This window comes from Thermodesulfomicrobium sp. WS (assembly GCF_027925145.1).
Taxonomy (GTDB): Bacteria; Desulfobacterota; Desulfovibrionia; order Desulfovibrionales; family Desulfomicrobiaceae; genus Thermodesulfomicrobium.
Map to the genome: position 1 here is coordinate 684,396 of NZ_AP027130.1, position 23,782 is coordinate 708,177.

Genomic DNA, 23,782 nt, shown 5'->3' on the forward strand with positions numbered 1-23,782 from the left:
TCATTTCTCCCGTTTGAGGACGTACTCGCCGATGGTCTGGAGGAGCTCCCGCTCGGGGGATGGGGGAAAGAGGGAAAGGGCGGTGAGGGCGCTGGTGACGTAGGTCTGGGCGGCCTCCACCGTGGCGCGGGCAAAGCCGCCGTCCACCACGCGTCGCTCGATGGCTTCAAGCTCTGCCGCGCAGAGCTCCCGGCGCTGGATACGGCCGGCAAGTGCTCCGCGTTCGTCGTCCGGGAGGCTTTCGAGGAACAGGAGCAGCGGCAGGGTCCGCTTGCCTTCGCGCAGGTCCCCGCCTTGGGGCTTGCCCAGGGTGGCTTGCGTGGCGGCGTAGTCCAGGGCGTCGTCCACCAATTGGAAGGCGATGCCCAGCCCCAGGCCGAAACGTCGGGCGGCGTCCACCATGGCGGCGTCCGCCTGGGCGAGGATGGCCCCGGCTTCACAGGCCGCCTGGATGAGGTAGGCGGTCTTGCCGGTGATGATTTCGAGGTACGCTTCCTGGGAAAGGGTCGGGGCGTCCATGGCGGCGATTTCCTCGATCTCCCCGGCGGCGGTGGCGAGGATGGCCTGGGCCGCGCAGGCGGTGAGCGCCGGGATGCCGGGGCGCGCCATGATGGCGTTGGCGTGGGCCAGAAGGGCGTCTCCGGCGAGGATGGCGGGCACGAGGCCAAAGACGGTATGCGCCGCAGGCACACCCCGGCGGGTGGTCGCCCCGTCGAGGATGTCGTCGTGGATGAGGGTGGCGGAGTGCAGAAGCTCCAGGGCCACGGCCGTGGCGTGCAGGTGGACTTCCGCGCCGCCCAAGGCCCGGGCGGTGAGGATGGTGAGCATGGGGCGCAGGCGCTTGCCCCCGGCGCCCAGCACGTGGCGGGCCACGGGTTGGACGGATTGCGGCAGGCGCGCGATTTCTTCGTGGAGCGCCGTGTGGATGGCGGGAAGCTCGGCCTGAAAGGCGAGTTTGAGTTGCTGTGTGGTGCACCGAGTCATGCAGAGGTCCCTAGGCGGCTAAGAAGGGCGAGGGCGGCGCGGCCTGCCTCCCCCATATCCAGGCTCAAGTCGTTGGCATAGGCGGCAATATGGTTGGCGAGCGTAGGGGCGTCAAGCTCTTGGGCGAGGGAGCGTACCAACGGCATCACTGCCTCCGGGTGGCTGCGGGCAAAGGTGAGGCTTTTTCGGATGGCGTCCTCCACCGCGGCGCGGGCCTCGGGCGGGTGCTTGCGGGCCATGACGATGACCCCCAGGGGGATGGGGAGCCCGTGGGAGACTTCCCGCCACCACTGGCCCAGGTCGAGGGCGAGGCTGAGGCCTAGGCGCGCGTAGATGAGGGCGGTCTCGTGGATGACGAGGCCGGCGTCCACGGCGCCGGTTTGGACCATCTGCGGGATGGCGTGAAAGATGGCGGGCACGGCCTCGAACTCGGGGCCGAGGGCGGCGCGCAGCAGCCGGTAGGCCGTGGTGGCGAGCCCGGGCACGGCGATGCGCTGCAGACGTTGGGGCGGCGGGGTGCGCGTGACCAGCTTGGGGCCGTGTTCCAAGCCGAAGGCCCCGCCGCAGGACAGGATGTGGTATTCGGCAAGGTCCAGGGCGGCTGCGGCGCTCACCTTGATGACGTCGAAGCATCCCTGGGCGGCGCGCTCGTTGAGTTCTTGGACATCGTGCCAGAAAAAGCGGGCCGTGGGGCCAGGGATGCGGCCGAGAATCCACGAGCCGAAGATCCAGGTGTCGTTGGGGCAGGGAGAGATGGCGACGTTCATGACGGGTGGGCAAACAGGGTTTGGGTGGCGAGTGCCAGGGCGGCGAGGGCGGCGGGGATGTCCCAGCGGCGTTTGTCCCGTTCGCCCACGGCATTGGAGATGCTGCGCACCTCAAGAAACGGGACTCCGGCCAGGCGGGCGGCCAGGGCCACGCCGAAGCCTTCCATGGATTCGGTGACGGCCTGCCACTGGCGGTGCAGGCGACTGGCCAGCTCCGGGTCTCCGGTGACTCCGGCGCCCGTGAGGGCCGGCCCGCGCACCCACTGCCTGGGGATCGAGATCCCCAGGGCCTGGGCCGCGGCGTCGGGCTCAAGGCGCAGGACGGGCTCGGGGAGGTCTTCCAGCATGGGAAAGCCCAGGGGGACCAGCGTGCCGTCTGCCCCTCGCACCCCGTATTCGGGCCAGATTTCCTCGGTGGCGACCACGAGGGCCCCGATGGGGGCGACGGCAAGGTCGAAGCTCCCGGCAATCCCCAGATGGAGGACGCCGCGCACCGGCATTTGTCCCAAGATCCGGGCCGTGGAGGCCGCGGCCGCTACCGGGCCCACGCCCACCACGGCGGCGTGGAGTTCGGGATATGGGCCGAGGCGCACGGCTGCAGCGCATTCCCGCTGGGTGGGGCAGGCGAGGAGGATCACAGGCGCCAGTATACGGTTTCGGTGAGGAACCGGTCCTTGGGCAGGACCCCTTTGACGTCCACCACCACCGGCCGGATGCCAGGGCGGTGCATGGCGGCCACCATGGTGGGATCCAGTTGGGAGAAGGGCGTGTGGGCCACGGCGATGATCATGGCATCGAGCCCCGTGAGCTCCTCGAGCGGCTTGAGGCGGATGCCGTATTCCGCCTGCGCTTCGGCCGGGTCTGCCAAGGGGTCGTGCACGTGGCTCGTAATCCCGTATTCGGCGAGTTCCGCCAGGATGTCCGGCACGCGGCTATTGCGCAGGTCCGGGACGTTTTCCTTGAAGGTGAGGCCGAGGACGCCCACCTGCGCCCCGCGCACCGGGCTGCCTTGGGCGATGAGCAGTTTGACGGTCTTTTCCGCCACGAACTTGCCCATGGCGTCATTGGTGCGCCGGCCGGCCAGGATCACCTGCGGATGAAATCCCAGGCTCTGGGCCTTGGCCGTGAGGTAGTAGGGGTCCACGCCGATGCAGTGGCCGCCCACCAGTCCGGGCCGGAAGGGGAGGAAGTTCCACTTGGTGCCCGCAGCGAGGAGCACGTCCTGGGTGTCGATGCCCATGCGGTCGAAGATCATGGCCAGCTCGTTCATGAGGGCGATGTTGATGTCCCGCTGGGTGTTTTCGATGACCTTGGCCGCTTCGGCCACCTTGATGCTCGGGGCGCGGTGGATGCCTGCCCGCACCACCGTGCCGTAGACCTGGGCGAGCAGTTCCGTGACGTCCGGCGTTTGGCCGGCCACGATTTTGACCACCGAGGCGAGGGTGTGCTCGCGGTCCCCGGGATTGATGCGTTCCGGAGAGTAGCCCACGAAGAAGTCCTCGCCGCAGCGCATCCCCGAGGTGGCCTCCAAGACGGGCACGCATGCTTCTTCGGTAAGCCCGGGGTAGACGGTGGATTCGTACACCACCACTGTGCCCGGCTGCAGGTGCGCGCCCACGGTGCGGGTGGCGGCCATAAGCGGCCCCAGGTCCGGGGTGCGGTCCGGGCGGATGGGGGTGGGCACGGCCACCACGATGATTCCTGCCTCGGCAAGCAGGCCGGGGTCGGTGGTGTAGCGCAGAGCGGTTTCCGCCAGGGTCTTGGCCGGGACCTCGTGGGTGCGGTCGATGCCGGCGGAAAGCTCCGCCACCCGTTGGGGGGAGATATCGAAGCCGATGACGTCGAAGTGCCGGGCAAAGGCCACGGCCAGGGGCAGGCCCACGTAGCCGAGCCCCACCACGGCCAGGGCGCGTCGGCGGTGGTGCAAATCATCCATGTGGATCATGGGGAGGTCCTCCTGCATACTGCTCTCGACAGGTCCTTGGGCCTATGGCAAAAGCGCGCCATGGCTTTGGACCGTCCAACTCTTCTGTGTGCGTTGGGACTGGCCTTGGTTTTGGAGGCAGTCCCCTATTTTCTCTTGGCGGAGAGGATGCCCCGCTATTTTCGGACCATGGCCTCCATGCCGCCGCGGGTGCTGCGTCTGGTGGCCGCACTCATGCTCGCCCTGGGGCTGGGCTTGGTGGCCTTGGGGCGCGCGTAGCTTCATGCCGGTCGACTGGCCTCGTGGAGAAACACGATGCCCGAGGCCATGGGCGTGTAGCGGATCAACGTGAATCCGGCTTCTTCCAATTCTTGGGCGAGCGCCTCCTCGTGGGGAAAGGCGGCGATGGTCTGGGCCAGATAGCGGTAGGCTTCCGGGTCGCGGGAGACCATGCGGCCGATGGCCGGAAGCAGCCGCTGCAGATACCAATTGTAGAGCCCCCCCCAGATGCGGCGCCGGCCGGTGCCGAATTCCAGGACCACGAGCTTTCCTCCGGGCCGCAGGACGCGAAGGATCTCGGCAAAGGCGTCGCTGCGCGGGCGGATGTTGCGGATGCCGAAGGCCACGGTCACGGCCTCGACGCTGGCGTCCGGCAGGGGAAGGAGCCGGGCGTCGGCCTGCACGGGCCAGATGGGCCGGCCGGTGCGTTTGGCGTGCCCGCGTGCCAGCATGGGGTGGGAAAAGTCCACGGCCACCACTTGGGCCTGGGGATGCTGGCGGCAGATCTCGCAGCTCACATCCAGGGTGCCGGCGGCGAGGTCCAGGACCGGGCCGCGCAGCGGCGGCAGGCAGCGCACCATGGCCCGCCGCCACAGCCGGTCCAGGCCAAGGCTCAGCACGTGGTTGAGGAGATCGTAGAAGCGGGCGATATTGCCGAAGAGTCCTGCCACCCGGCGGGAGTGGGCGTCACGCATGGGGCTCCTCGGGTTCGCCGGCCTTGGTGATGACCCGCAGCACCTCGTCGTGGATCAGGGCGAAGTTTTCGGCAAAATTGGCCGGCGAGATGCGCCCCACCTCGATGAACTTGATGACCACTTCCTTGGCCACCTGCAGGGCCTGCTTGCGTTCGCTGTCCATAGGCATCCTTCCTGGTTGGAGCAAAGAAAAACCGCCCGGGGGGAATGGTCGTGACCTGCTTTGGGGAGTCCGGGCGGCAAAAACCGAAGAGAAAAACCGGTGAAGCCCTCCCCTTCGGTTTTTGAAAACGCTATCCTTGGCCTGCTTCCGCCATGAGCGCAGCGAGCTCCTCTCGGATGGCCCGGGCCGCCACCCGCGGGGCTTCGTCCTCGACGAGGGCGCGCATTCGTCCTTCCAGGTCCGCTTTCCCGCTCTCCAGGGCTTGGGCCATGGCATCCAGGCGGGCGGCAAGGGCCGTGATCTGGGCGTCCCGGGCGGCGAGCTGCTGCTTGAGGGCCGCCACTTCGGCATCCCTGGCCGCCACTTGGGCGCGTACGGCCTCGATCTCCGCGTTTTGCGCCGCTATGGTCTGGCGGAGGGCCGTGGCGTCTTCCGGGAGGATGCCGCTTGGAGCTGGGGCCGCCTCCGCAGACTTCGGGGCGGAGCCCTCCGCGAGGGCCGCCATTGCTGCCTGCAGGGCGGCCAATTCCTCACGCAACGGGGCCGCCCAGGTGTCCAGGTCCGGGAGCGCCGGGGCTTCGGCCTTGGGCGCCAGATCCTGGCGCACGGCGGCGGTGGCTGCGGCGAGACGATCGTCCACTTGGGCAAGGACAAGGGCCATGAGCGCGGGGAAGAAAGGAAGTTTTTCCGGGTCCTCGGGGAGTGCCACGATTCCCATGCGCTCCGGGGCCGCCGGGGGTTCGGGAGCGGATGGTTGCTGCGCGCCGCTCTCGGGTGCTTTCGGGACATCGCGTGCCGGCGCATGGCTTGTCGGCCCCTGCAGGGTAGATCCATCGCCCAGGGGCAGTTCTGCGGCACCTGCAAGGGGAGCGAGGTCTGGCTCCGTGAGGAGGTCGGCGTCCTCGGCGGATGCGGGCCCAAGGTCGGGCTCTACCGTCAGATCCTTGGCAGGATCGTCCTCGTGCGCTGGTGCCGAAGGCTCGGTGGTTGCCGCAGTGGCGGTCGGCTCGTTGTCGGCAAAGATCGGTGTCTCGGCGAAGATGTCCAGGTCATCGTCTGCGGTAAGCGGGGAGTTCCCCTCCGCACCAAGGACGATGTCGGCGTCGGGATCCAAGACTTCCGTTGCCGTGGGAGAAGTTTTTTGCTGCGGCGGGGCGGGTGCTTCCAGATCCGCCAGCGGGTCGAGGTCTGGCGCCACGTCTTCGAGGAGGGCGTCGAGTTCGTCGTCCAGGCTTTGCGGGTCCACGGCGTTTTCCGCCGGGAAGTCGCCCAAGCCCGATGTGATGGGTGCGCCTTCTTCAATGATGTCCGTGAGCTCAATGATTTCGTCGTCTGCGTGCATACTTCCCCCGCCAAGGTTGTCGCCTGTGCTTGATGTCTCCGTTGTCTATCCCAAGTGGCCGCGAAAAAAAAGCCCCACCCGCCGGGGCGGATGGGGCAACCAAGGGCCCGTGCTTGTGCTTTGCCAACGCCGCGCTACTGGCGCTCTACTTCATATGGCACTTGTTGCAGGCGGTGGGACCGGTGGGCTTGTTTTCCGCCTTCAGCTTCTTGTGGCACTCCATGCACTGATTGTGGAAGGCGTTTTCCACGAGCTTGACGTCCTTGGCGTTGGCTGCGGTCTTGGCTTCCTTGGAGTCATGGCAGCCCGCCGAGGTACATTTTTTGATCGCACCATCTTTTTCCATGGTGTGGTGGCATTTGACGCACTCAACGGAGGCGTGTTTGGAGTGGGCGAAGGGCACGGCCTTCTGCAGGGGTTTTCCTTCCTTGGTCTGCATGCCTTCCGGTGCTTTGATGACGTAGTCATCGCCCGGGGCCTTGGCCGTGGCCGAGAACAGGGGTGCAGTGCCCAAAGCGAGCAGCAGCACACAGAACAGGCTGACAATCATGGACTTCTTCATTTTTCCTCTACCTCCACAAAAAAAAGTTCGAAAAAGCACAAGCACACAATCTATAGAGAGGGTCTTGGTTTTCCGTCAAGGATGGGCCGTGGTTTGAGGATCAAAGGCGCGCGTGGCCTCCACAATGCGCTCGAGATCGGCGTCCGTATGGGCAAAGGAAAGGAAGGCGCATTCGAAGCCCGAAGGGGCAAGAAAGACGCCGTGTTCGCGCATGTGGCGGAAGAAGCGGCCATAGAGCGCCGTGTCCATGGTCTGGGCGCTGGGAAAATCTGTCACCGGATGTTCGGTGAAGAAAAGGGTGAACATGGACGCCACGGTGGTGCACTGCACCGCAATGCCCTTGGCGCGCAGGATGTCCGTCATCTCCGAGGCCAAGGCGCGGGTGCGTCGGGCAAGGGCGTCGTAGTCGTGGCCTTCCAAAAGGCGCAGCGTCGCCAGCCCGGCGGCCATGGCCACGGGGTTTCCCGAGAGGGTCCCGGCCTGATACACCGGGCCTTGAGGGGCGATGTGCTCCATGATCTCCCTGCGGCCGCCGTAGGCCCCTACGGGCAGTCCACCGCCGATGATTTTGCCAAGACACGTCAGGTCCGGCTGGATGCCCAAGGCCGCCTGCGCCCCGCCGTAGGCCAGGCGAAAGCCGGTGATGACCTCGTCGAAGACGAGAAGCGCCCCGTATTGGGTGCACAGCTCGCGAAGGGTTTCCAAAAATCCGGGTTGGGGGGGCACTAAGCCCATGTTGCCGGCCACGGGCTCCACGAACACGCAGGCGATGCGGTCGCCATGCTCGGTAAAGAGGGCGCGCACCGTCTCGGTGTCGTTGTAATGGGCAAGGAGGGTGTGCTGGACCACTGCGGCGGGTACGCCGGGTGTGCCGGGAATGGCCTGGGTGGCGACGCCGGAGCCGGCGCTGGCGAGGAAGGCGTCGGCATGGCCGTGGTAGCCGCCGTGGAATTTGAGCACCAGATCGCGGCCGGTAAACCCTCGGGCCAGACGCAGGGCGCTCATGGTGGCCTCGGTGCCGGAAGATACCATGCGCACCATTTCGATGCTCGGCACCGCGCGGATCACGGCTTCCGCCAATTCCACCTCCAGCCGGCAGGGGGCGCCGTAACTGGTGCCCCGGCGCACGGCCTCGATAATGGCGGCCTCCACCTCGGGATGGGCGTGGCCGAGGAGCATGGGGCCCCAGGACATGACGAGATCGATGAGTTCCGCGCCGTCTTCCGTGACAATATGGCTGCCTTTGGCGCTGGCGATGAAAAGGGGCGTGGCCCCCACGCTTTTGCACGCCCTGACCGGGCTGTTGACCCCGCCGGGAATGGCGTTGCAGGCGCGCTGAAATAATACTTCCGAAGAGAGCATTGGTGTTCCTCTGTGGTTTTAAAAATACTCCATGGACGTTTTCTTGAGCTCTTTATCGCTGAAGAGGATATCGTATTGGGTGACTCCCGTGAGTTCTTGGATGCGACGCACCACCGCCAAACATTCGTCTTGGGTGCGGCCATGGATCATGGTATAGAGGCTGTACGGCCAATCGAGGCAGTTGCGGCGTAAATAGCAATGGGAGATTTCCGGTTGGGCTGCCATGATGCGGCCTGCGGCGTCTTCATCGACGCCGTCTTCCACGTACCAGGCCACCATGGCATTGAAGCCGTAACCTGCCTGCTGGTGGCGCAAGGTGGCGCCAAAGCGGCGGATTTGGCCGCCTTCTTTGAGGCGCCGCAAAAGCGCGAGCACGTCCTCTTCGGTCACTCCTGCCTCGCGGGCAATGTCGGCATAGGGGGTGGCGCTGTCGGGAAGCGTGCCTTGCACCATGCGCAGCACCTGGCGTTCGTTGGGGGTAAATTCCATGAGTCTTCCTCGATAGTTCCAGGAGTTTTCGTGCCGCAGCTGTAGTCCCTTTGCTGGGGACCTGCAAGGGGGGAGGCTTGGGATCGTCTTTGTGGCGGGAGGAAGGGGAGCGGGTGGACAGGGAACAAAGGCCTCAGTAGGCTTTGAGAGGAGACGTTGCGAGAAGGAGGTGCGCATGCAGGCGGTGGTGCTGGGCGCTGGCAGTTGGGGGACCGCGTTGGCGCACGCGCTGGCGTTTTCGGGGAAGGAGACCGTGCTTTGGGGCCGCAGTGGCGCCCTCATGGCCGAGATGGCCCAATGCAGGGAAAATCGTCGCTATTTGCCGGGGTGGCCGGTGGCTGCAGCGGTACGTCCCACGGCGGACATGGCGGCGGCCTTGCACGGTGCCGAGTTGGTGGTGCTTGCCATCCCCTGCCAGCGCTTGGCTGCTTTTTTGCGGGAACATGCCGCGTTTTTCCCGGAAGGCGTGGCCGTGGTGGGTGCCGGTAAGGGCGTGGAGCAGGGGAGCCTGCGCACCATGGGCCAGGTGGTGGCTGCGGAGCTTGGCGCACGGCAGGTGCGCTACGGCGTGCTCTCCGGGCCGTCCTTTGCGGCGGGGGTCATGGCCGGGCAGCCTACGGCCGTGGTCTTGGGGTGCGCGGATGCGGCCTTGGGAGAACGTATCCAGGTGCGTTGCGCCAGCCCGGTGTTTCGGGTGTACGGCACCACCGACGTGCTGGGCGTGGAGCTCGCGGGTGCACTCAAAAACGTCATGGCCATTGCCGCGGGGCTCGCCGATGGCCTAGGGTTCGGGGAGAACGCCCGTGCGGCCCTCATCACCCGGGGGCTGGCGGAGATGGCCCGCCTCGGTGAGGCCATGGGGGCCCGGGCCCAGACCTTTATGGGGCTTGCCGGGCTGGGGGATTTGGTGCTCACCTGCACCGGGGATGCAAGTCGCAACCGTCGCGTGGGTCTGGCGGTTGGCCGGGGGCACACCCTGGAAGCCGCCTTGGCGCAGGTGGGCGGCGTGGCCGAAGGGGTATGGACCACCCAGGCTGTATGGGCCTTGGCGCAGCGGTTGGGGGTCGAGATGCCCATTTGTGAACAGGTCCATGCCGTACTCTTCTCCGGCAAGAGTCCCGTGGAAGCGGTGCGCACCTTGATGGGGCGGCCGCTGCGTTGGGAAGCCTAGCCTTCGGGCGCTGCGGCGAGCGCCTGCACCCATACGGTGCGGCGCCGCGGGCCATCGAATTCCGCCAGGAAGATCCGCTGCCAGGTGCCGAGCCGCAGCCGGCCGGATTCCATCACCACGGACACAGAACTGCCCACCAGGATCGTTTTGATATGGGCGTCGGCATTGCCCTCCACGTGGCGGAAATGGGGGCTTTGCGGAACGAGGCGACGCAGAGCGGCGATGACGTCGTGGGCCACGTCCGGGTCGGCGCCTTCGTTGATGAGAATGCCGCAGGTGGTATGCGGGCTGAAGACCATCAGGGCCGCTGCCTGGGGGTACCGGGCTGCGGCAGCGGCCACCTGCTCGGTGATGTCCACGAGTGCTTCGCGGCGGGAGGTGGAGACGGTGAAGCTCGTCATTTGAGCGGAATTTCCACGCACAGGGCGTTGCCGCAGCGGTTGTGGGAGAAACGGGCGGTGAGCAGCCGGAAGATTTCGTGGCCGCGGCCGCTTTCCGCTTCAGGATCGCTTTGGCGGCGGATCCAGCCTTGCCAGTCGAAGCCTTGACCTTGGTCTTTGACGTAGAGACGCAGCTTGCCCTGCCGGTGCTTGAGCCGCCACAGGACCTCCTTGGCGGGGTCGGCGCCGTTGCCGTGCAGAATGGCGTTGTTGAGCGCTTCTCGCGTCACGAGGGCAACGTCGAAGAATCGGTCCTCGGCCCCGTGGCGCGCCAGGAATTCCCGCAAGAGCTCGACGCTGCGGTCCACATGGCGCAGTTCCGAGCTCATCTGGACTTCGATGTCGTGTTCGAGGACGGTGGCAGTAAACATGTCAGACCTCGATGCCCAAGAGTACGCTGTCGTCTTCGGCAGGGCCCTTGCGGGCGGCGATGTATTCATGGACGGCCTCCACGGTGGCAGCGATGGGCATGGATGCAGTGGAGCGGATAGCGGCCCACAGCAGGGCGATGCCTTGGTCCCGCGTGATGGGGGGATCACCGAAACCTTCAACAAGTCCATCGGTATAGAGAAAAATCCTGTCCCCTGGCTGGACTGCGATTTCCTGCGGCGTCCACAGCGCGGTATCGAATACGCCGAGGATGTCCCCTTCAGCGGGGACGAGCTCCATGGATCCGTCCTGGCGGGCGAGAACCGGCGGGGGATGGCCGGCGCTTACCAGGTGAATGCTGTTTTGGGTGCGGTTGACGCGGGCCATGGCCAAGGTGGCGTGTGCGCCGTTGGTGAGGATACGGGTCAGCACCCGGTTGGTCATGGCGAGGCTCTCTTCCGGCGCCGTGGCGGCATTGACGTTTTGGCGCAGCAAGGCCGTCAGGGCGGAGGTGAGAAAGCCGGCCCCAAGGTCGTGGCCGCTCACGTCGGCAACGATGTAGTCGAACACCCCCACGCCTGTGGGCAGCACGTCGTAGATATCGCCGCCAGCCTCGAGCACGGGGGCGAAATGCACGCCGAATCGGGCCTCGGGCAGGTCTTCGGGGCGGACCAAAAGCGACTGTTGGGCCGCCTGGAGCTGCCCGAGGCGCTGCGCTTGGGCTTCGATGAGGGCGCGGTAGGTAAGCCGCAGGCGCAGATGAACCTTGACCCGGGCGAGCACCTCGGCCTTTTCGAAGGGTTTGGAAATGAAATCCACCCCGCCGCATTCGAGACCATGCACCCGGCTTTCGGTGTCCGTGAGGGCGGAGATGAAGATCACCGGGATGTCGGCAATTTGGGGCGTCTCTTTGAGGAGCTGGCAGGTGAGGTAGCCGGTCTCCCCAGGCATCATGACATCGAGGAGGATGAGGTCGACGGGATGCAGCGCGGCCAGCTCCCGCGCCTGGGGGCCATTGTGGGCGGTGAGTGTGGCAAAGCCGCTTCGCCGCAGCATGGACTCCAAGATGCGGGCATTGAGGGGCTCGTCGTCCACGATGAGGATGAGCGGGGTGCGATGCTCCACAGGGCCTCCTGGCAAGCTCCATAGCGCCGCTGAATGGCTCCTGCAAGGGTGCGGGGGTTCCTTGGCAAAAAAAGCGGCGCAGTGGTCCCCCGAGCGAGGGATCGGGCGGGGGAGCTCGGGCCGCTGGGGCTGGGCGCGGCGTGGGGGGCAAAAATTGCTGCGCGATTTGCTGCTCAAAATCTTGACAGGGGGAACACGCCTTTGTAGTGACGAGGCCCTCGTTGAGGCGCGTAGCTCAGTGGGAGAGCACTTGCTTGACGTGCAAGGGGTCAGGAGTTCGACCCTCCTCGCGCCTACCACTGCAAACACCAGGGAGGCAGAGCCTCCCTGATGCATTTCTGGGGTGACGCATGGTGTACGTAGGAGAGGTCTCGGTGGAGGCAGTGCCAGGGATGACCTGCCGTGATGCCCTGGTGCAGGGGGTGTCCAAAAAGGCAATGAAGGAAGTCGTTGCCTGTCTTTGTGATGGCGAACCCAAGGATCTGGATGCGCCGCTTCCTTCGGGAACCGAGCGTGTGGAGCCTGTCTTTTTGGATTCTCCGCTGGGGACGTCCATTTTACGCCATAGCGCCGCCCATATCATGGCCGAGGCAGTCAAGCGTCTGTATCCTGAGGCCAAGGTGACCATCGGGCCGGACATCGAAAATGGATTTTATTACGACTTCGATCTTGCGCACGCCTTTACCCCAGAAGACTTGGAACGCATCGAAGCCGTGATGCGCGAAAGCATTGCGGCCGATCATCCCTTTGTGCGCCGCGAGATGTCCGCGCAGCAGGCGCGGGAGTATTTTCGCTCTTTGGGCGAGACCTATAAGATCGAAATCATTGACGATCTCGGTGCGGAAACGGTGTCCGTCTACCAGCATGGGGATTTCGTGGATCTGTGCCGGGGGCCGCATTTGCCCTCTACGGGGTTCGTGCGCGCCTTCAAGCTCACGGCCGTTGCCGGTGCGTATTGGCGGGGGGATGCGAACCGGCCGATGCTTCAGCGCATCTACGGCACGGCTTTCCCCACGGAAAAGGCCTTGAAGGCCCATTTGGCCATGCTCGAAGAGGCCAAGAAGCGCGATCACCGCAAGCTCGGCCCGCAGCTGGATCTGTTCAGCTTCCATGAGCGCGGCGGTGCCGGCATGGCCTACTGGCACCCCAAGGGGGCGCTCGTGCGGGCCATTCTGGAAGATTTCGTCACCAAGGAGATGCTGCGCCGTGGCTACGGTCTGGTGCGCACCCCGCAGATTCTGCGCCGCGATTTGTGGGAGACCTCGGGACATTACGCCAATTATCGGGAAAACATGTATTTTACCGAGATCGATGGCGTTCCGTATGGCGTCAAGCCCATGAATTGCGTGGCGCACATGCTCATCTACAATACCACGCAGCATAGCTACCGGGATTTGCCGGTGCGGCTCTTTGAATTCGGTGTGGTGCATCGCCACGAGCTCTCGGGCGTGCTCCATGGGCTCTTGCGGGTACGGCAATTTACGCAGGACGATGCCCACATCATCTGCCGCCCTGATCAATTGCTGGATGAAATCAAGGGTGTGATGCGATGGATTCAGGATCTCATGGGCGTCTTTGGCTTCGAGTATCGCATGGAGCTCAGCACCCGGCCGGAAAAGTCCATCGGTACGGATGAAGATTGGGAGCGCGCGACAAGTGCCCTGCGGGAGGCCATGGCGCAGATGGGCCTGGAGTACAGCGTCAACGAAGGCGACGGCGCGTTTTACGGCCCCAAGATCGATGTCAAGCTCCGGGATTGCTTGGGCCGGGAATGGCAGTGCTCCACGATTCAGGTGGATTTCACCTTGCCGGAACGCTTCGATCTTGTGTATATCGGCGAAGACGGGGAGCGGCACCGGCCGGTGATGGTGCACCGGGCCATCATGGGCTCGGTGGAGCGGTTCATCGGTATCCTCGTGGAGCATTTTGCCGGGGCCTTCCCCTTGTGGTTGGCGCCCGAGCAGGTTCGGGTGCTCACGGTGACCGATCGCCACGACGCCTATGCCTTTGAGGTGGTGCAGGCGCTGCGGGATGCAGGCCTACGGGCCGAGGTGGACACGCGGAACGAGAAACTCGGCTACAAGGTGCGTGAGGCCCAAATGGCGAAGATCCCCTACGCTGTGGTGATCGGAGACGAGGAAGTGGCAAGCGCGCGCGTGAGCGTGCGCCAACGGGGTGGTGCGAATCTTGGGACCATGACGGTTGCTGCGTTGGTGGACCGTTTGCGCCACGAGTGTGCGGAACCTTTTACGCGCGGAGGCATGCGCTATTCTTTCCACTACTAATAAGGCCCGGAAGAACCGGCAGATTCGGGCGCGGGAGATTCGCGTCATCGGCGAAGACGGCGCGCAGATTGGTATCATGAGCGTGGATGAGGCCCTGGTTATTGCAGAAAGCCGGGGACTCGATCTCGTGGAGGTGGCCCCCAACGCCAAGCCCCCGGTGTGCAAGGTGATGGATTATGGGAAATATCTCTACGAAGAGAAGAAAAAGGCTCAAGAGGCCAAGAAGCGCCAGACGCAGATTCAGGTGAAGGAGGTCAAATTCCGGCCCCATACCGATGACCACGACATCGAGACCAAAGTACGCCATATCCGTCGTTTTCTCGACGACGGAGACCGGTGCAAGGTGACGGTGTTCTTCCGGGGGCGGGAAATGGCCCACAAGGATTTGGGGGAGGCCATTTTGCAGCGCATCGTGGAGATGACCGCCGATGTGGCCAAGGTAGAGCAGGCCTCGCGTTTTGAAGGCCGGACCATGTTTTTGGTACTGGCCCCACTACCCAAGAAATAACCGCCAGCCTCGGCTGGCGTGGCCCGCTGCGTATGCGGCAGGAGCTTTTGAAGGAGGAAAACCATGCCCAAGATCAAGACCAACCGGAGCGCCGCCAAGCGCTTTACGGCCACGGGCGGGGGGAAGATTCGGCGCAATCATTGTAACATGCGCCACATCTTGACCAAGAAGTCGCCCAAGCGGAAGCGGCAGCTGCGGAAATCGGTCATTGTGGCCGATTCCAACGTGGCGTCGATCCGTCGTCTGTTGCCCTACCTGTTCTAAACATCGCAAAACCACCCCACAGTGGGTGCGGCGCAGTGTTCCAGTTTGTTCCCACTGGACCTGGCCGTGAAGGAGATCGTCATGCGTGTCAAAAGAGGAATGACTGCCCATCGTCGGCACAAGAAGTATCTCAAACTTGCCAAAGGCTATCGTGGCTCGCGTCACGCGCTCATCCGTACCGCCCGGGAGACCGTAGAACGCGCATTGTGTTTTGCCTACCGGGATCGCAAGCAGAAGAAGCGCGCTTTTCGTGCCCTGTGGATCATGCGCATCAATGCCGCCGCCCGGGAGCATGGACTGACCTACAACCGCTTCATGCACGGGCTCAAACTCTGCCAGGTCCAGCTGAACCGGAAGGTGCTGGCGGACATGGCGGTGCGGGAGAAAGAGGCATTTGCCGCGTTGTGTCAGATGGTCCAGCAGAAGGTCACGGCGTGAAGACCCAATTGATCCACGATTTGGAAGCCTTGGTGCCGCGCTTTGCAGAGGCGCTGGCGAAGGCGGATGCTTCCGACCTGGAAGCGGTACGGGTGCAGTTTCTGGGCCGCAAGGGAAGCCTTGCGGCCCTTATGGCTGCCATGGGCGGCCTGGATCCGCAGGACCGCCCCGAGGTGGGGCGGGTGGCCAATGCCGTCAAGGCGCGGCTTGCGGAGCTCTGGCAGCAGTGCCAGGAGCATTTGGCCCAAAAAGCCCAGGGGACGATGCCTTTTGACGCCGGGGATCCCGCGTGGGTGCCGCATGTGGGGGCACTGCACCCCACGACGCGTATCCAGCAGGAGATCTGCGCGGTGCTCCAGCGCATGGGCTTTGAGACGGTATCCGGTCCTGAGGTGGAGACGGATTTTCATAATTTCGAGGCCCTCAATCTTCCTCCCGGACATCCCGCGCGGGACATGCAGGACACCCTGTACATCACCGAGCGGGTACTTTTGCGCACGCATACCTCACCCATGCAGGTGCGCACCATGCTCGCCCGCCGACCCCCGCTCGCCATCATTGCCCCGGGCAAGGTGTACCGCCGGGATTCGGACCTGACGCATACCCCCATGTTCCACCAGATCGAAGGCCTTTTGGTGGACCGGCAGGTGACCATGTCCCAGTTGCGCGGAGTCCTCACCGCCCTGGTGCAGGCGGTGTTCGGGGCCTCCACCCGGGTGCGTTTCCGGCCGAGCTTTTTCCCGTTTACCGAGCCCAGCGCCGAGGTGGACATGAGCTGCGTGTTGTGCGCCGGCCGCGGCGTGCTGGACTGTGGCGAGGGGTGTCGGGTGTGCAAAGGCACGGGATGGGTGGAAATTTTGGGCTGCGGCATGGTGGATCCCGCGGTGTTTGCCAAGGTGGGCATCGATCCGGAGGCGTGGACCGGCTTTGCCTTTGGCCTCGGGGTGGAGCGTATGGCCATGCTCAAGTATGGGATTGGCGATCTGCGCCTCTTTTTCGAAAACGATAGTCGATTTGTGCGCCAGTTTGCGTGAGGTGCGGTGATGTTGCTCGGACTTTCGTGGCTTCGGCAGTGGACGCCCTTTGAGGGAACAGCGCAGGAGTTGGCCGATCGGCTCACCATGTTGGGCCTGGAAGTGGAAGATATCCGCGATCCCTTTGCGCATTTGGCCTCGGTGGTGACGGGACGGGTGGTGGAGTGCGTCCCGCACCCGGCGTCGGATCATCTGTCGGTGTGCCGGGTGGACGTGGGAGGCGCGGAGCTTCTTCCCATCGTATGTGGGGCCCCCAATGTGGCGGCGGGGCAGATCGTGCCGGTGGCTCCCGTGGGCACCACGCTTCCGGGGGGCATGACCATCCAAAAGGCCAAGCTGCGCGGGGAGCGTTCGTGGGGCATGATCTGCTCGGAGCGGGAATTGGGCTTGGGAGAGAGCCATAGCGGCATCATGGTGCTCGACCCGAAGCTTTCCCCTGGGGTGCCCGTGCCGGATGCCTTGGGCCTGGAGCGCGTGGTGCTCGATGTGAGCATTACTCCCAACCGTGCGGATTGTCTTTCTGTTTTGGGCCTGGCGCGGGAAACGGCCGCGGCCTTTGGATTGCCGGTGCACCTTCCCCAGGTGCGGCTCACCGAGGCCGGGGAACCCTGGTCGCTTGCCGTGGAGGCGGAGGCCGAGGCCTGCTCGCTCTATCAGGCCCGATTGATCCGTTCCCTTTCGGTTGCCTCGAGTCCGGATTGGATGCGCTACCGCCTTCTTGCCTGTGGTATGCGGCCGCGCAACAATCTCGTGGATGTCACCAACTACGTGCTCTTGGAGACGGGCCAGCCCCTGCACGCCTTTGACGCGGACCGTCTGCGCGGGGGGTGCATCCGGGCGGCCCGGACTTCGCAGCCGCTGGAATTCACCACCTTGGATGGCCAGGTGCGGCGCATGGAGCCTGGGGACATCCTCATTTGGGATGCCCAAGGACCGGTGGCGGTGGCCGGCGTCATGGGCGGGCAGGATTCGGAAGTCACGGAGACGACCACGAACGTGCTTTTGGAGAGCGCGGTGTTCCACCCGCTCACGGTGCGGCGCACGGCCCGGCGCTTGGGGATCGCCAGCGAGGCGGCGTATCGCTTCGAACGCGGAGTGGATCAGCTCGCTACGACGTGGGCTCTCGACCGGGCTGCCGCCCTCATGGCGGAGCTTGCCGGCGGCGTGGTCGCCCCGGGAGTGGCGGGGGCAGAGCCGGTACCGTATGCCCCGCGCTCGGTGTCCTTCCGCCCTCGGCGGGTTTTCGAGGTCCTCGGAGTGGATCCGGGCGAGGAATTTGCCCACAAGACCTTGGTGTCCTTGGGATGTGCCGTCATGAACCACGGGGACGCCTGGGAGGTCACCTTGCCCTCGTTCCGGCTGGATCTGGAGCGGGAGATCGATTTGGTGGAAGAGGTGGCCCGGTTTTACGGCATGGACCGCATCCCGGCGGTGCTCCCGCCGGTGTCGTTGTCCCTCGATGCCCTGGCGCAGGCGGACACGAGCTTTGCGGAGACGGCTGCGGTCAAGGCATGGGGCAAGGGCGTCGGACTGTTGGAAGCGGTGAACTACAGCTTCGTGAGCGCCGCAGACATAACGCGGTGCGGCCTTTCCCTGGAGCGCGCTGTCCGCGTGGCCAACCCCTTGAGTGAGGACATGGAAGTGCTGCGCACCGATTTGGTGCCAGGGATGCTGCGCGCCTTGCGCCACAATATCGCGGGCGGAACGACCCGTGTGCGGCTCTTTGAGGTGGCGCGGGTATTCGTTTCGGATCCCCAGAAGGAAACCACGGTGGCGGAGGCGCTGCGTTTGGCCATTCTCCTGCATGGTGCGCGTTTTGCCGAGCGGGCGCCGTATCCGCGCGGGGAGGTGGCGTTTGCCGATATCAAGGGTCTGGTAGAGCATTTGCTTGTGCATTTGGGCTTGGGGCCGTGCCGTTGGCAAGCGGAGCCGGCCCGGCCGTATCTGGCCGAGCAAGCCACGGTGTGGGTGGATGGCCGCAGCCTCGGTGCAGTGGGCCGCATCGTGCCCAGTATCGCCGATGCCTATGAGGCGCGCGGGGCGGTGTGGTACGCAGACCTCGATCTGGAGCAGCTTTTGGCCATGGCCCGGCAGTCCCGCGTGCGTTTCACCCCCTTGGCGCGCTTCCCGGTGGTGCGCCGAGACGTGACCTTGCGCATGGGCTGGGACATTTCCGTGGATCAGGTGCTCGCCGCAGTGGCGGCCATGCAGGAGCCGTTGGTGGACGAACACTTCGTCTTGGACGTCTACCACCCGCAGGACGCTGCGGTACGCCATGTGACAGTACGCGTGGTGTATCGGCACCCCGAGCGGACCCTCAAAGACAAGGAAGTGGACGCGGCCCATAGTCGGCTGGTTTCCCGTATTGTGCAGCAATTGCCTGTCCAGGTGGTGTGAGGTCCATGGCGGCGCGGCGCTACCGCATCGGTGAGGTGGCGGCACTTTTGGGGGTGCGGACGTCCACCCTGCGGTTTTGGGAGACAGAGTTTCCGGAAGCCTGTGCGCAGCGCACCTCCACCGGGCAGCGCTACTACACCGAAGAGGCCGTGGCCATGCTGCGCCGCATCAAGGAACTGGTGCACCAGGAAGGACTGACCCTGGCCGGGGCCCGTCGCCGCCTGCGCCAGGAGGCGCTTGACGATGCGGCGGACGATCTTTGGGAAGAAGTTGTGCGCGACTTGGAAGTTCTGTACGATCTGCTCGCCACTCCTTCGGCAGCGGGGAGCCCAAGCCACGGAGGTCTCCATGGCTAGTGTGCACAAGATTTTTATGGCCAAGGATGGAAGCGCCGCTTTCGTCTGTCCGGCATGCGGTCGGGAGAAGGTGTTCGATGCCCGGGCCTTTTTGGACAAAAATCCACGCTTTGACGTGCGCTGCTCCTGCGGCCAGGTAACACCTGTCCTCTTGGAATTTCGCAAATATTTCCGCAAGAAAGTCCGCTTGGTTGGGCTTTGCACCGTGGAACGCACGGGCCAGGAATACCCCATCGAAGTGCGGGACGTATCCTTGGAGGGCGTGGGTTTTGCCCTGGCGGACAAGACGGTCGTGCCGGACATGCTCCCTGGAGACGTGGTGGAGGTGCGCTTTCGCCTCGACAACCGCGCCAAAAGCCGCGTGGAGCGCCGCGGCGAGATCCGCACCCTGCGCGGGGAATTTGTCGGCGTGGAGTTTTTTCCCGTGGCCTATGACAAGGACCTGGGCGGCTATCTTTTGGGAACGTGACCATAAGGAGATCTCGCATGCGACTGGCCCAGCGAATGCAAGCCATCCGGCCTTCAGCCACCTTGGCGGTCAATGCCAAGGCCCAGGAGCTGCGCGCTGCAGGTAAACCCATCGTGAGTCTGGCCGTGGGCGAGCCGGACTTTCCCACCCCGGCGCACGTGGTGGAAGCGGCCCACCAGGCCCTGCGCGATGGATTCACCCGCTATACCCCCGTGCCGGGCATTGCCCCGCTGCGCGAGGCCGTGGCGGCTTCTTTTGCGCGCCATGGCGTCACCACGGCTGGCCCGGAGCATGTGATGGTGACCAATGGCGGCAAGCAGGCCCTCTTCAACCTCTTTCTCGCCCTTTTGGATCCGGGCGATGCGGTGCTTGTCCCCGCGCCGTACTGGGTGAGCTATCCGGATATGATCGCCCTGGCGCAAGGGGTGCCGGTGGTGGTGCCCACCGAGCCGGAACGGGGCTTCTTGGTGGACCTCGACGCCTTGGATGCGGCCTGCACGCCACGCACGCGTATGCTGGTCCTCAATTCGCCCTCCAATCCCACGGGCGCGCACTACACCCAGGAGGCCATGGACCAATTGGCCGCCTGGGCCCATGACCGGGGGATCTTCGTGGTGAGCGACGAGATCTACGACCAGTTGGTGTACCCGCCGGCAGCGCCAGCCTCCCTGGCCCGGTGGTGGGAGCGTCACCCGGAAGGGTTCGCCGTGGTCAACGGCCTGGCCAAGAGCCATGCCATGACCGGCTGGCGTGTGGGCTACGTCTTGGCCCATGCGGACCTCATCAAGGCCATGATCAAGATCCAGGGGCAAAGCACGTCCAACATCTGTTCCATTGCCCAGAAGGCGGCCTTGGCTGCGCTCACGGGCGACGACGCCTGTGTCCAGAGCATGCGGCAGGCCTTCCAGCGCCGTCGGGATTTGGCCATGGACATGGTGCAGACGTGGCCCAAGGTGGTGTGTCCCAAGCCGCAGGGGGCGTTTTATCTCTTTCCTCGGGTGGACGCCCTGTACTCGCCGGCGGTGCCGGATTCCGCCGCCATGTGCGCCTATCTCCTCGAGGCCGCATCCGTGGCGTTGGTGCCGGGTGCGGCCTTCGGCGATGACCGCTGTATTCGCATTTCCTATGCCGTGGACGACGCCACGCTGACCGAAGCCCTTGGGGCCATAGGTCAGGCGTTGGCGCGTCTGTGCTAGGGGAGGTCGCTATGGGGATTCATCAGACACCCGCGTGGCAGGCGTTGGCCGAGCACGCCCGGCAGATGCAGCGCATCCATCTGCGTCAGCTCTTTGCCGAGGACCCGGATCGCTTTACCCGCTTCCACCGCCGCATCCCTGGGCTGTTGGTGGATTTTTCCAAAAACTGGATCACGGACCGCACCCTGGCCTTGCTGATGGACCTCGCCGTGGCCGCGGATCTTCCCGCGCGTCGGGACGCCATGCTGCGCGGCGAGCGCATCAATTCCACGGAAAAGCGGGCCGTGCTCCATACCGCCTTGCGCCGACCGCGAGGGGCGTCGCTTCTGCTGGACGGCCGGGACGTGGTGGCGGACGTGCACGCGGTACTGGACCAGATGGAACACTGGGTCGAGGCGGTGCGCAGCGGTGCGTGGCGGGGATACACCGACCGGCCCATCACCGATGTGGTCAATATCGGCATCGGCGGCTCTGATCTCGGGCCGCGCATGGCGGTACATGCCTTGGGGGCTTACGCCGCCAAACATTTGCGTTTCCATTTCGTCTCCAACATTGATCCCACCCACATGGCTCGGGTGCTGGAGGTGGTGCTCCCGGAGACCACGGTCTTCTTGGTGGCCTCCAAGACCTTTACCACCCAGGAAACCCTGGCCAACGCCCACGCGGCCCGTGCCTGGTTTCTGCGCTCCGCCACCGAGGCCGACATCGCCCGGCATTTCGTGGCCATGTCCACCAATACCGAGGCGGTGCGTGCCTTTGGCATCGACCCTGCCAATATGTTTGGTTTTTGGGACTGGGTGGGCGGCCGCTACTCGGTGTGGTCGGCCATCGGCCTTTCGGTCGCCTTGGCCATCGGCATGGAAGGATTCCGGGAGTTTTTGGCGGGCGGCCACGACATGGACACCCATTTCGCCACTGCCCCGCTTGCGGACAACATCCCCGTGATCTTGGGTCTGCTGCGGGTGTGGTACCGCGATTTCTGTGGTCTTTCCTCGTGCGCGGTCCTTCCGTACGACCAGTATCTCGAACATTTTCCCAGTTATCTCCAGCAACTGGATATGGAGAGCAACGGCAAGGGCGTGACCCATGCTGGAGTCCCGGTGCAGTATGCCACGGGCCCGGTGCTGTGGGGACAGGTGGGCACCAATGGGCAGCACGCCTTCTACCAGCTCCTCCATCAGGGGACGAGCGTGGTGCCGTGCGACTTCTTGGCCCCGAGAGCGCCGCTCCACCCCTTGGGCGACCAGCACCGCATGCTGCTGGCCAATTTCCTTGCCCAGACCGAGGCCCTCATGCGCGGCCGCACCCTGGAGGAGGCCCGGCAGGCCCTGCGCCATCTGCCAGAAGCGGAGCGGGAGCGCCTTGCCCCGCACAAGGTCTTTCCGGGCAACCGGCCGTCCACGTCCATCGTGTACGACCGCCTGACCCCGCGCACCTTGGGTCGGCTCATCGCCCTCTACGAGCACATGGTGTTCGTGCAAGGCGTGATCTGGGACATCAATTCCTTCGACCAGATGGGCGTGGAGCTGGGCAAAGAGCTGGCGGGCGCCTTGCTGCCGGAGCTGGTGCCCGGAGCGGCGGTGGGCGAGCATGACGCCTCCACCGCGGCCTTGGTGCGGTATCTGCGCGCCGAAGACGACACCCCCGCCGGGGACTAGGTCTGGGCCGGGCGGGGAAACCTTTGCCATACCATGCGCTATAATCCCTTTCGCGTCGATCCCGCCCACCCCTTCCAACTGGTCCGTTTTCTCTCCGCAAGCTCGTTGGTGTTGGTGCTCGGCGCCGGACTGGTGCTTGCCGCGGTGCTCACCAACACCGTGCGCGCGGCGTTTTTGGACAAGAACCGCGCCTTTGCCCAGCTTTTGGCGGAAAATCTCAATCACCAGATCTATCGGCGCTTCACCTTGCCGGTGGTGCTCGCCTTTGGCCGGGTGGAGCTCAAGCGCAAGGATCAGTACGAGCGCCTGGATCAGGTGGTCGAGTCCACCATCCATTCCTTCCATGTGCTGGAAATCCGCATCTACAACGACGCCGGAGAAGTGGTGTACGCCACCCAGCCCCATTTGGTGGGGCGTACGGACCTGAGTGATGGGGCGGTGCGCGCCGCGGTTGAGGCAGGCCGCACCACCATGGAAGAGGTCCATGCGCGCTCGTGGTGGGCCGCTTTTCTCGACCCCACCCCTGAGGCAGAGAGCGTGGTGCTGCGCACGGTCTATCCGCTGCGGGCGGAGGCGGATCTGCGGTTTCGGGAAAACCCTGGTCCCCTTTTGGGGGTGCTCGAAATCACCCAAGACATCAGCCACGATTCCGGCACCGTGGTGCGCCTGCAGCTCTCCATTTTGGTGGCGACCCTCGTCTCGTCCGCGGTGCTCTACGGCCTCATGGTCTTTCTCATCCGCAAGGCGGACCGGGTGCTGGTGGAGCGGGCCCGGGAGCGGGAACGCCTGGAGCGCGAGCTTGCGCAAAACGAAAAGCTGGCCTCCATGGGCCGCATGGTGGCGAGCATCGCCCACGAGATCCGCAATCCCTTAGGCATCATCCGCAGCAGCGCCGAGCTCTTGCGCAAGAAAGAGGCAGATCCGTCGAGCCCCAGCGCGCGCATGCTCGAGGCCATCTTCGAAGAATCCAAGCGCCTCAGCCAGATCGTCCATGACTTTTTGGACTACGCCCGGCCGCGGCAGCCTGCCATGGACGAGGTGGACCTCTATGCCCTGGCCCATCAGGCGGTGACCTTTTTGGGGCAGGATGGCCGCGTGCGCTTGGAAAACCGCTTGCCGGCGCCGTATCTGGTGCACGGGGACAAGGAGTTGATCTACCGCGCGCTCTACAACGTCCTGGCCAATGCGGTGGCGGTTTCCCCTGCGGGCGAGACGGTGACCGTGGAGCCGGTATGTCGGGAAGGATTGCGCGGCGTGCGGGTGCGGGACCGCGGCCCGGGTTTCGACCTTCAGATGCTGCCGCGCTACATCGAGCCGTTCTTCACCACCCGGGAGCAGGGGACCGGCCTTGGGCTCGCCATTGTCCACTCCGTCATGCAGGCCCATGGCGGCGAATTGCTGCTGGGCAATGCCGAAGAAGGCGGCGGTCAGGTGGACCTTGTGTTCTGTGAGCCGTGTTCGGAGAATTCCTCCTCACGTCCCCTGCTTTTTTCCTAACTCGCGCA

Annotated in this window: 26 protein-coding genes and 1 tRNA gene; 14 read left to right on the plus strand and 13 right to left on the minus strand. The window is 64.8% G+C overall.

Annotation, left to right across the window (positions count from 1 at the left end):
- Genes QMF81_RS03310 through QMF81_RS03325 form a run of 4 tightly spaced genes read right to left on the minus strand, consistent with a single transcriptional unit; the run spans position 1 to position 3,696 of the window.
- Positions 1 to 984: a polyprenyl synthetase family protein gene (locus QMF81_RS03310; RefSeq protein ID WP_281752001.1), complete on the minus strand. Its 984-nt coding sequence runs from the start codon at positions 982 to 984 to the stop codon at positions 1 to 3.
- Positions 981 to 1,751: a 1,4-dihydroxy-6-naphthoate synthase gene (locus QMF81_RS03315; RefSeq protein WP_281752002.1), complete on the minus strand. Its 771-nt coding sequence runs from the start codon at positions 1,749 to 1,751 to the stop codon at positions 981 to 983. Before QMF81_RS03315 ends, QMF81_RS03310 begins: the two co-directional genes overlap by 4 nt.
- On the minus strand, positions 1,748 to 2,389 hold the full coding sequence (gene mqnB, locus QMF81_RS03320) for a futalosine hydrolase (RefSeq protein WP_281752004.1): 642 nt from the start codon (positions 2,387 to 2,389) through the stop codon (positions 1,748 to 1,750). Before mqnB ends, QMF81_RS03315 begins: the two co-directional genes overlap by 4 nt.
- Positions 2,386 to 3,696 (minus strand): nucleotide sugar dehydrogenase, encoded by a 1,311-nt coding sequence (locus QMF81_RS03325; protein ID WP_281752006.1) that lies wholly within the window; start codon positions 3,694 to 3,696, stop codon positions 2,386 to 2,388. Before QMF81_RS03325 ends, mqnB begins: the two co-directional genes overlap by 4 nt.
- A 60-nt stretch (positions 3,697 to 3,756) precedes the next feature.
- Here QMF81_RS03325 and QMF81_RS03330 point away from each other — a divergent pair, with 60 nt between their 5' ends.
- The gene (locus QMF81_RS03330; RefSeq protein WP_281752008.1) at positions 3,757 to 3,954 is read left to right on the plus strand and encodes a DUF2065 domain-containing protein; all 198 of its coding nucleotides are present in this window, start codon (positions 3,757 to 3,759) and stop codon (positions 3,952 to 3,954) included.
- A gap of 2 nt (positions 3,955 to 3,956) precedes the next feature.
- Here QMF81_RS03330 and QMF81_RS03335 read toward each other — a convergent pair whose 3' ends face one another.
- The 6 genes from QMF81_RS03335 to QMF81_RS03360 all read right to left on the minus strand — a co-directional run bounded on the left by QMF81_RS03335 (position 3,957) and on the right by QMF81_RS03360 (position 8,567).
- Positions 3,957 to 4,649, minus strand: coding sequence for a ubiquinone/menaquinone biosynthesis methyltransferase (locus QMF81_RS03335; protein ID WP_281752010.1), 693 nt, complete (start codon positions 4,647 to 4,649; stop codon positions 3,957 to 3,959).
- A complete protein-coding gene (locus QMF81_RS03340; RefSeq protein WP_281752012.1) occupies positions 4,642 to 4,812 on the minus strand; it encodes a hypothetical protein in 171 nt (56 codons plus the stop codon). The genes QMF81_RS03335 and QMF81_RS03340 overlap by 8 nt, the downstream gene beginning before the upstream one ends.
- 130 nt (positions 4,813 to 4,942) lie before the next feature.
- Complete coding sequence (locus QMF81_RS03345) at positions 4,943 to 6,154, minus strand: hypothetical protein (RefSeq protein ID WP_281752014.1); 1,212 nt, start codon at positions 6,152 to 6,154, stop codon at positions 4,943 to 4,945.
- Between the two features lie 145 nt (positions 6,155 to 6,299).
- Entirely contained in the window at positions 6,300 to 6,716 is a 417-nt protein-coding gene (locus QMF81_RS03350) for a cytochrome c3 family protein (RefSeq protein WP_281752016.1), read from the minus strand.
- A gap of 75 nt (positions 6,717 to 6,791) precedes the next feature.
- Positions 6,792 to 8,078, minus strand: coding sequence for a glutamate-1-semialdehyde 2,1-aminomutase (gene hemL, locus QMF81_RS03355; protein WP_281752018.1), 1,287 nt, complete (start codon positions 8,076 to 8,078; stop codon positions 6,792 to 6,794).
- An 18-nt stretch (positions 8,079 to 8,096) separates the two neighbouring features.
- A complete protein-coding gene (locus tag QMF81_RS03360; RefSeq protein WP_281752020.1) occupies positions 8,097 to 8,567 on the minus strand; it encodes an Lrp/AsnC family transcriptional regulator in 471 nt (156 codons plus the stop codon).
- A gap of 175 nt (positions 8,568 to 8,742) precedes the next feature.
- Between QMF81_RS03360 and QMF81_RS03365 the strand changes: the two genes are divergently transcribed.
- Positions 8,743 to 9,738: an NAD(P)H-dependent glycerol-3-phosphate dehydrogenase gene (locus QMF81_RS03365; RefSeq protein ID WP_281752022.1), complete on the plus strand. Its 996-nt coding sequence runs from the start codon at positions 8,743 to 8,745 to the stop codon at positions 9,736 to 9,738.
- Here QMF81_RS03365 and QMF81_RS03370 read toward each other — a convergent pair.
- From QMF81_RS03370 to QMF81_RS03380, 3 genes are read right to left on the minus strand one after another with little or no spacing between them, the layout of a single operon-like run.
- Positions 9,735 to 10,139: a secondary thiamine-phosphate synthase enzyme YjbQ gene (locus QMF81_RS03370; RefSeq protein WP_281752024.1), complete on the minus strand. Its 405-nt coding sequence runs from the start codon at positions 10,137 to 10,139 to the stop codon at positions 9,735 to 9,737. The two genes, QMF81_RS03365 and QMF81_RS03370, sit on opposite strands and share 4 nt — an antisense overlap.
- Positions 10,136 to 10,549, minus strand: coding sequence for an ATP-binding protein (locus QMF81_RS03375; RefSeq protein WP_281752026.1), 414 nt, complete (start codon positions 10,547 to 10,549; stop codon positions 10,136 to 10,138). Before QMF81_RS03375 ends, QMF81_RS03370 begins: the two co-directional genes overlap by 4 nt.
- Position 10,550: 1 nt before the next feature.
- Entirely contained in the window at positions 10,551 to 11,672 is a 1,122-nt protein-coding gene (locus tag QMF81_RS03380; RefSeq protein ID WP_281752028.1) for a fused response regulator/phosphatase, read from the minus strand.
- A gap of 224 nt (positions 11,673 to 11,896) precedes the next feature.
- Here QMF81_RS03380 and QMF81_RS03385 point away from each other — a divergent pair.
- The 12 genes from QMF81_RS03385 (at position 11,897) to QMF81_RS03440 (ending at position 23,774) form a co-directional block, all read left to right on the plus strand.
- Positions 11,897 to 11,971, plus strand: a tRNA-Val gene (locus QMF81_RS03385).
- Positions 11,972 to 12,022: 51 nt separating this feature from the next.
- Positions 12,023 to 13,957, plus strand: coding sequence for a threonine--tRNA ligase (gene thrS / locus QMF81_RS03390; protein ID WP_281752029.1), 1,935 nt, complete (start codon positions 12,023 to 12,025; stop codon positions 13,955 to 13,957).
- On the plus strand, positions 13,941 to 14,465 hold the full coding sequence (gene infC, locus QMF81_RS03395; RefSeq protein ID WP_281752919.1) for a translation initiation factor IF-3: 525 nt from the start codon (positions 13,941 to 13,943) through the stop codon (positions 14,463 to 14,465). The genes thrS and infC overlap by 17 nt, the downstream gene beginning before the upstream one ends.
- A gap of 63 nt (positions 14,466 to 14,528) precedes the next feature.
- Positions 14,529 to 14,729 carry a 50S ribosomal protein L35 gene (rpmI, locus tag QMF81_RS03400; protein WP_281752031.1) on the plus strand — a complete coding sequence of 67 codons (201 nt, stop codon included), beginning with the start codon at positions 14,529 to 14,531 and terminating at the stop codon, positions 14,727 to 14,729.
- Between the two features lie 81 nt (positions 14,730 to 14,810).
- A complete protein-coding gene (gene rplT / locus QMF81_RS03405) occupies positions 14,811 to 15,167 on the plus strand; it encodes a 50S ribosomal protein L20 (protein WP_281752033.1) in 357 nt (118 codons plus the stop codon).
- Positions 15,164 to 16,201 (plus strand): phenylalanine--tRNA ligase subunit alpha, encoded by a 1,038-nt coding sequence (gene pheS, locus QMF81_RS03410; RefSeq protein WP_281752035.1) that lies wholly within the window; start codon positions 15,164 to 15,166, stop codon positions 16,199 to 16,201. Before rplT ends, pheS begins: the two co-directional genes overlap by 4 nt.
- 9 nt (positions 16,202 to 16,210) lie before the next feature.
- The gene (gene pheT, locus QMF81_RS03415; RefSeq protein ID WP_281752037.1) at positions 16,211 to 18,598 is read left to right on the plus strand and encodes a phenylalanine--tRNA ligase subunit beta; all 2,388 of its coding nucleotides are present in this window, start codon (positions 16,211 to 16,213) and stop codon (positions 18,596 to 18,598) included.
- A gap of 5 nt (positions 18,599 to 18,603) precedes the next feature.
- Positions 18,604 to 18,954 carry a MerR family transcriptional regulator gene (locus tag QMF81_RS03420; protein WP_281752039.1) on the plus strand — a complete coding sequence of 117 codons (351 nt, stop codon included), beginning with the start codon at positions 18,604 to 18,606 and terminating at the stop codon, positions 18,952 to 18,954.
- Positions 18,947 to 19,423 carry a PilZ domain-containing protein gene (locus QMF81_RS03425; protein WP_281752040.1) on the plus strand — a complete coding sequence of 159 codons (477 nt, stop codon included), beginning with the start codon at positions 18,947 to 18,949 and terminating at the stop codon, positions 19,421 to 19,423. The genes QMF81_RS03420 and QMF81_RS03425 overlap by 8 nt, the downstream gene beginning before the upstream one ends.
- Positions 19,424 to 19,440: 17 nt before the next feature.
- Complete coding sequence (locus QMF81_RS03430; protein ID WP_281752042.1) at positions 19,441 to 20,619, plus strand: pyridoxal phosphate-dependent aminotransferase; 1,179 nt, start codon at positions 19,441 to 19,443, stop codon at positions 20,617 to 20,619.
- An 11-nt stretch (positions 20,620 to 20,630) separates the two neighbouring features.
- Positions 20,631 to 22,277, plus strand: a complete 1,647-nt coding sequence (pgi, locus tag QMF81_RS03435) for a glucose-6-phosphate isomerase (RefSeq protein ID WP_281752044.1) — start codon at positions 20,631 to 20,633, stop codon at positions 22,275 to 22,277.
- A gap of 33 nt (positions 22,278 to 22,310) precedes the next feature.
- Positions 22,311 to 23,774, plus strand: coding sequence for a histidine kinase dimerization/phospho-acceptor domain-containing protein (locus tag QMF81_RS03440; RefSeq protein ID WP_281752046.1), 1,464 nt, complete (start codon positions 22,311 to 22,313; stop codon positions 23,772 to 23,774).
- The last annotated feature ends 8 nt before the right edge of the window (positions 23,775 to 23,782 follow it).

Bases quoted from the DNA above. Each gene is read 5' to 3' on its own strand.
- QMF81_RS03310 (WP_281752001.1), bottom strand. From the start codon at position 984: ATGACTCGGTGCACCACACAGCAACTCAAACTCGCCTTTCAGGCCGAG.
- QMF81_RS03315 (WP_281752002.1), bottom strand. From the start codon at position 1,751: ATGAACGTCGCCATCTCTCCCTGCCCCAACGACACCTGGATCTTCGGC.
- QMF81_RS03325 (WP_281752006.1), bottom strand. From the start codon at position 3,696: ATGATCCACATGGATGATTTGCACCACCGCCGACGCGCCCTGGCCGTG.
- QMF81_RS03330 (WP_281752008.1), top strand. From the start codon at position 3,757: ATGGCTTTGGACCGTCCAACTCTTCTGTGTGCGTTGGGACTGGCCTTG.
- QMF81_RS03335 (WP_281752010.1), bottom strand. From the start codon at position 4,649: ATGCGTGACGCCCACTCCCGCCGGGTGGCAGGACTCTTCGGCAATATC.
- QMF81_RS03340 (WP_281752012.1), bottom strand. From the start codon at position 4,812: ATGGACAGCGAACGCAAGCAGGCCCTGCAGGTGGCCAAGGAAGTGGTC.
- QMF81_RS03345 (WP_281752014.1), bottom strand. From the start codon at position 6,154: ATGCACGCAGACGACGAAATCATTGAGCTCACGGACATCATTGAAGAA.
- QMF81_RS03350 (WP_281752016.1), bottom strand. From the start codon at position 6,716: ATGAAGAAGTCCATGATTGTCAGCCTGTTCTGTGTGCTGCTGCTCGCT.
- hemL (WP_281752018.1), bottom strand. From the start codon at position 8,078: ATGCTCTCTTCGGAAGTATTATTTCAGCGCGCCTGCAACGCCATTCCC.
- QMF81_RS03360 (WP_281752020.1), bottom strand. From the start codon at position 8,567: ATGGAATTTACCCCCAACGAACGCCAGGTGCTGCGCATGGTGCAAGGC.
- QMF81_RS03365 (WP_281752022.1), top strand. From the start codon at position 8,743: ATGCAGGCGGTGGTGCTGGGCGCTGGCAGTTGGGGGACCGCGTTGGCG.
- QMF81_RS03370 (WP_281752024.1), bottom strand. From the start codon at position 10,139: ATGACGAGCTTCACCGTCTCCACCTCCCGCCGCGAAGCACTCGTGGAC.
- QMF81_RS03375 (WP_281752026.1), bottom strand. From the start codon at position 10,549: ATGTTTACTGCCACCGTCCTCGAACACGACATCGAAGTCCAGATGAGC.
- thrS (WP_281752029.1), top strand. From the start codon at position 12,023: ATGGTGTACGTAGGAGAGGTCTCGGTGGAGGCAGTGCCAGGGATGACC.
- rpmI (WP_281752031.1), top strand. From the start codon at position 14,529: ATGCCCAAGATCAAGACCAACCGGAGCGCCGCCAAGCGCTTTACGGCC.
- rplT (WP_281752033.1), top strand. From the start codon at position 14,811: ATGCGTGTCAAAAGAGGAATGACTGCCCATCGTCGGCACAAGAAGTAT.
- pheT (WP_281752037.1), top strand. From the start codon at position 16,211: ATGTTGCTCGGACTTTCGTGGCTTCGGCAGTGGACGCCCTTTGAGGGA.
- QMF81_RS03420 (WP_281752039.1), top strand. From the start codon at position 18,604: ATGGCGGCGCGGCGCTACCGCATCGGTGAGGTGGCGGCACTTTTGGGG.
- QMF81_RS03425 (WP_281752040.1), top strand. From the start codon at position 18,947: ATGGCTAGTGTGCACAAGATTTTTATGGCCAAGGATGGAAGCGCCGCT.
- QMF81_RS03430 (WP_281752042.1), top strand. From the start codon at position 19,441: ATGCGACTGGCCCAGCGAATGCAAGCCATCCGGCCTTCAGCCACCTTG.
- pgi (WP_281752044.1), top strand. From the start codon at position 20,631: ATGGGGATTCATCAGACACCCGCGTGGCAGGCGTTGGCCGAGCACGCC.
- QMF81_RS03440 (WP_281752046.1), top strand. From the start codon at position 22,311: ATGCGCTATAATCCCTTTCGCGTCGATCCCGCCCACCCCTTCCAACTG.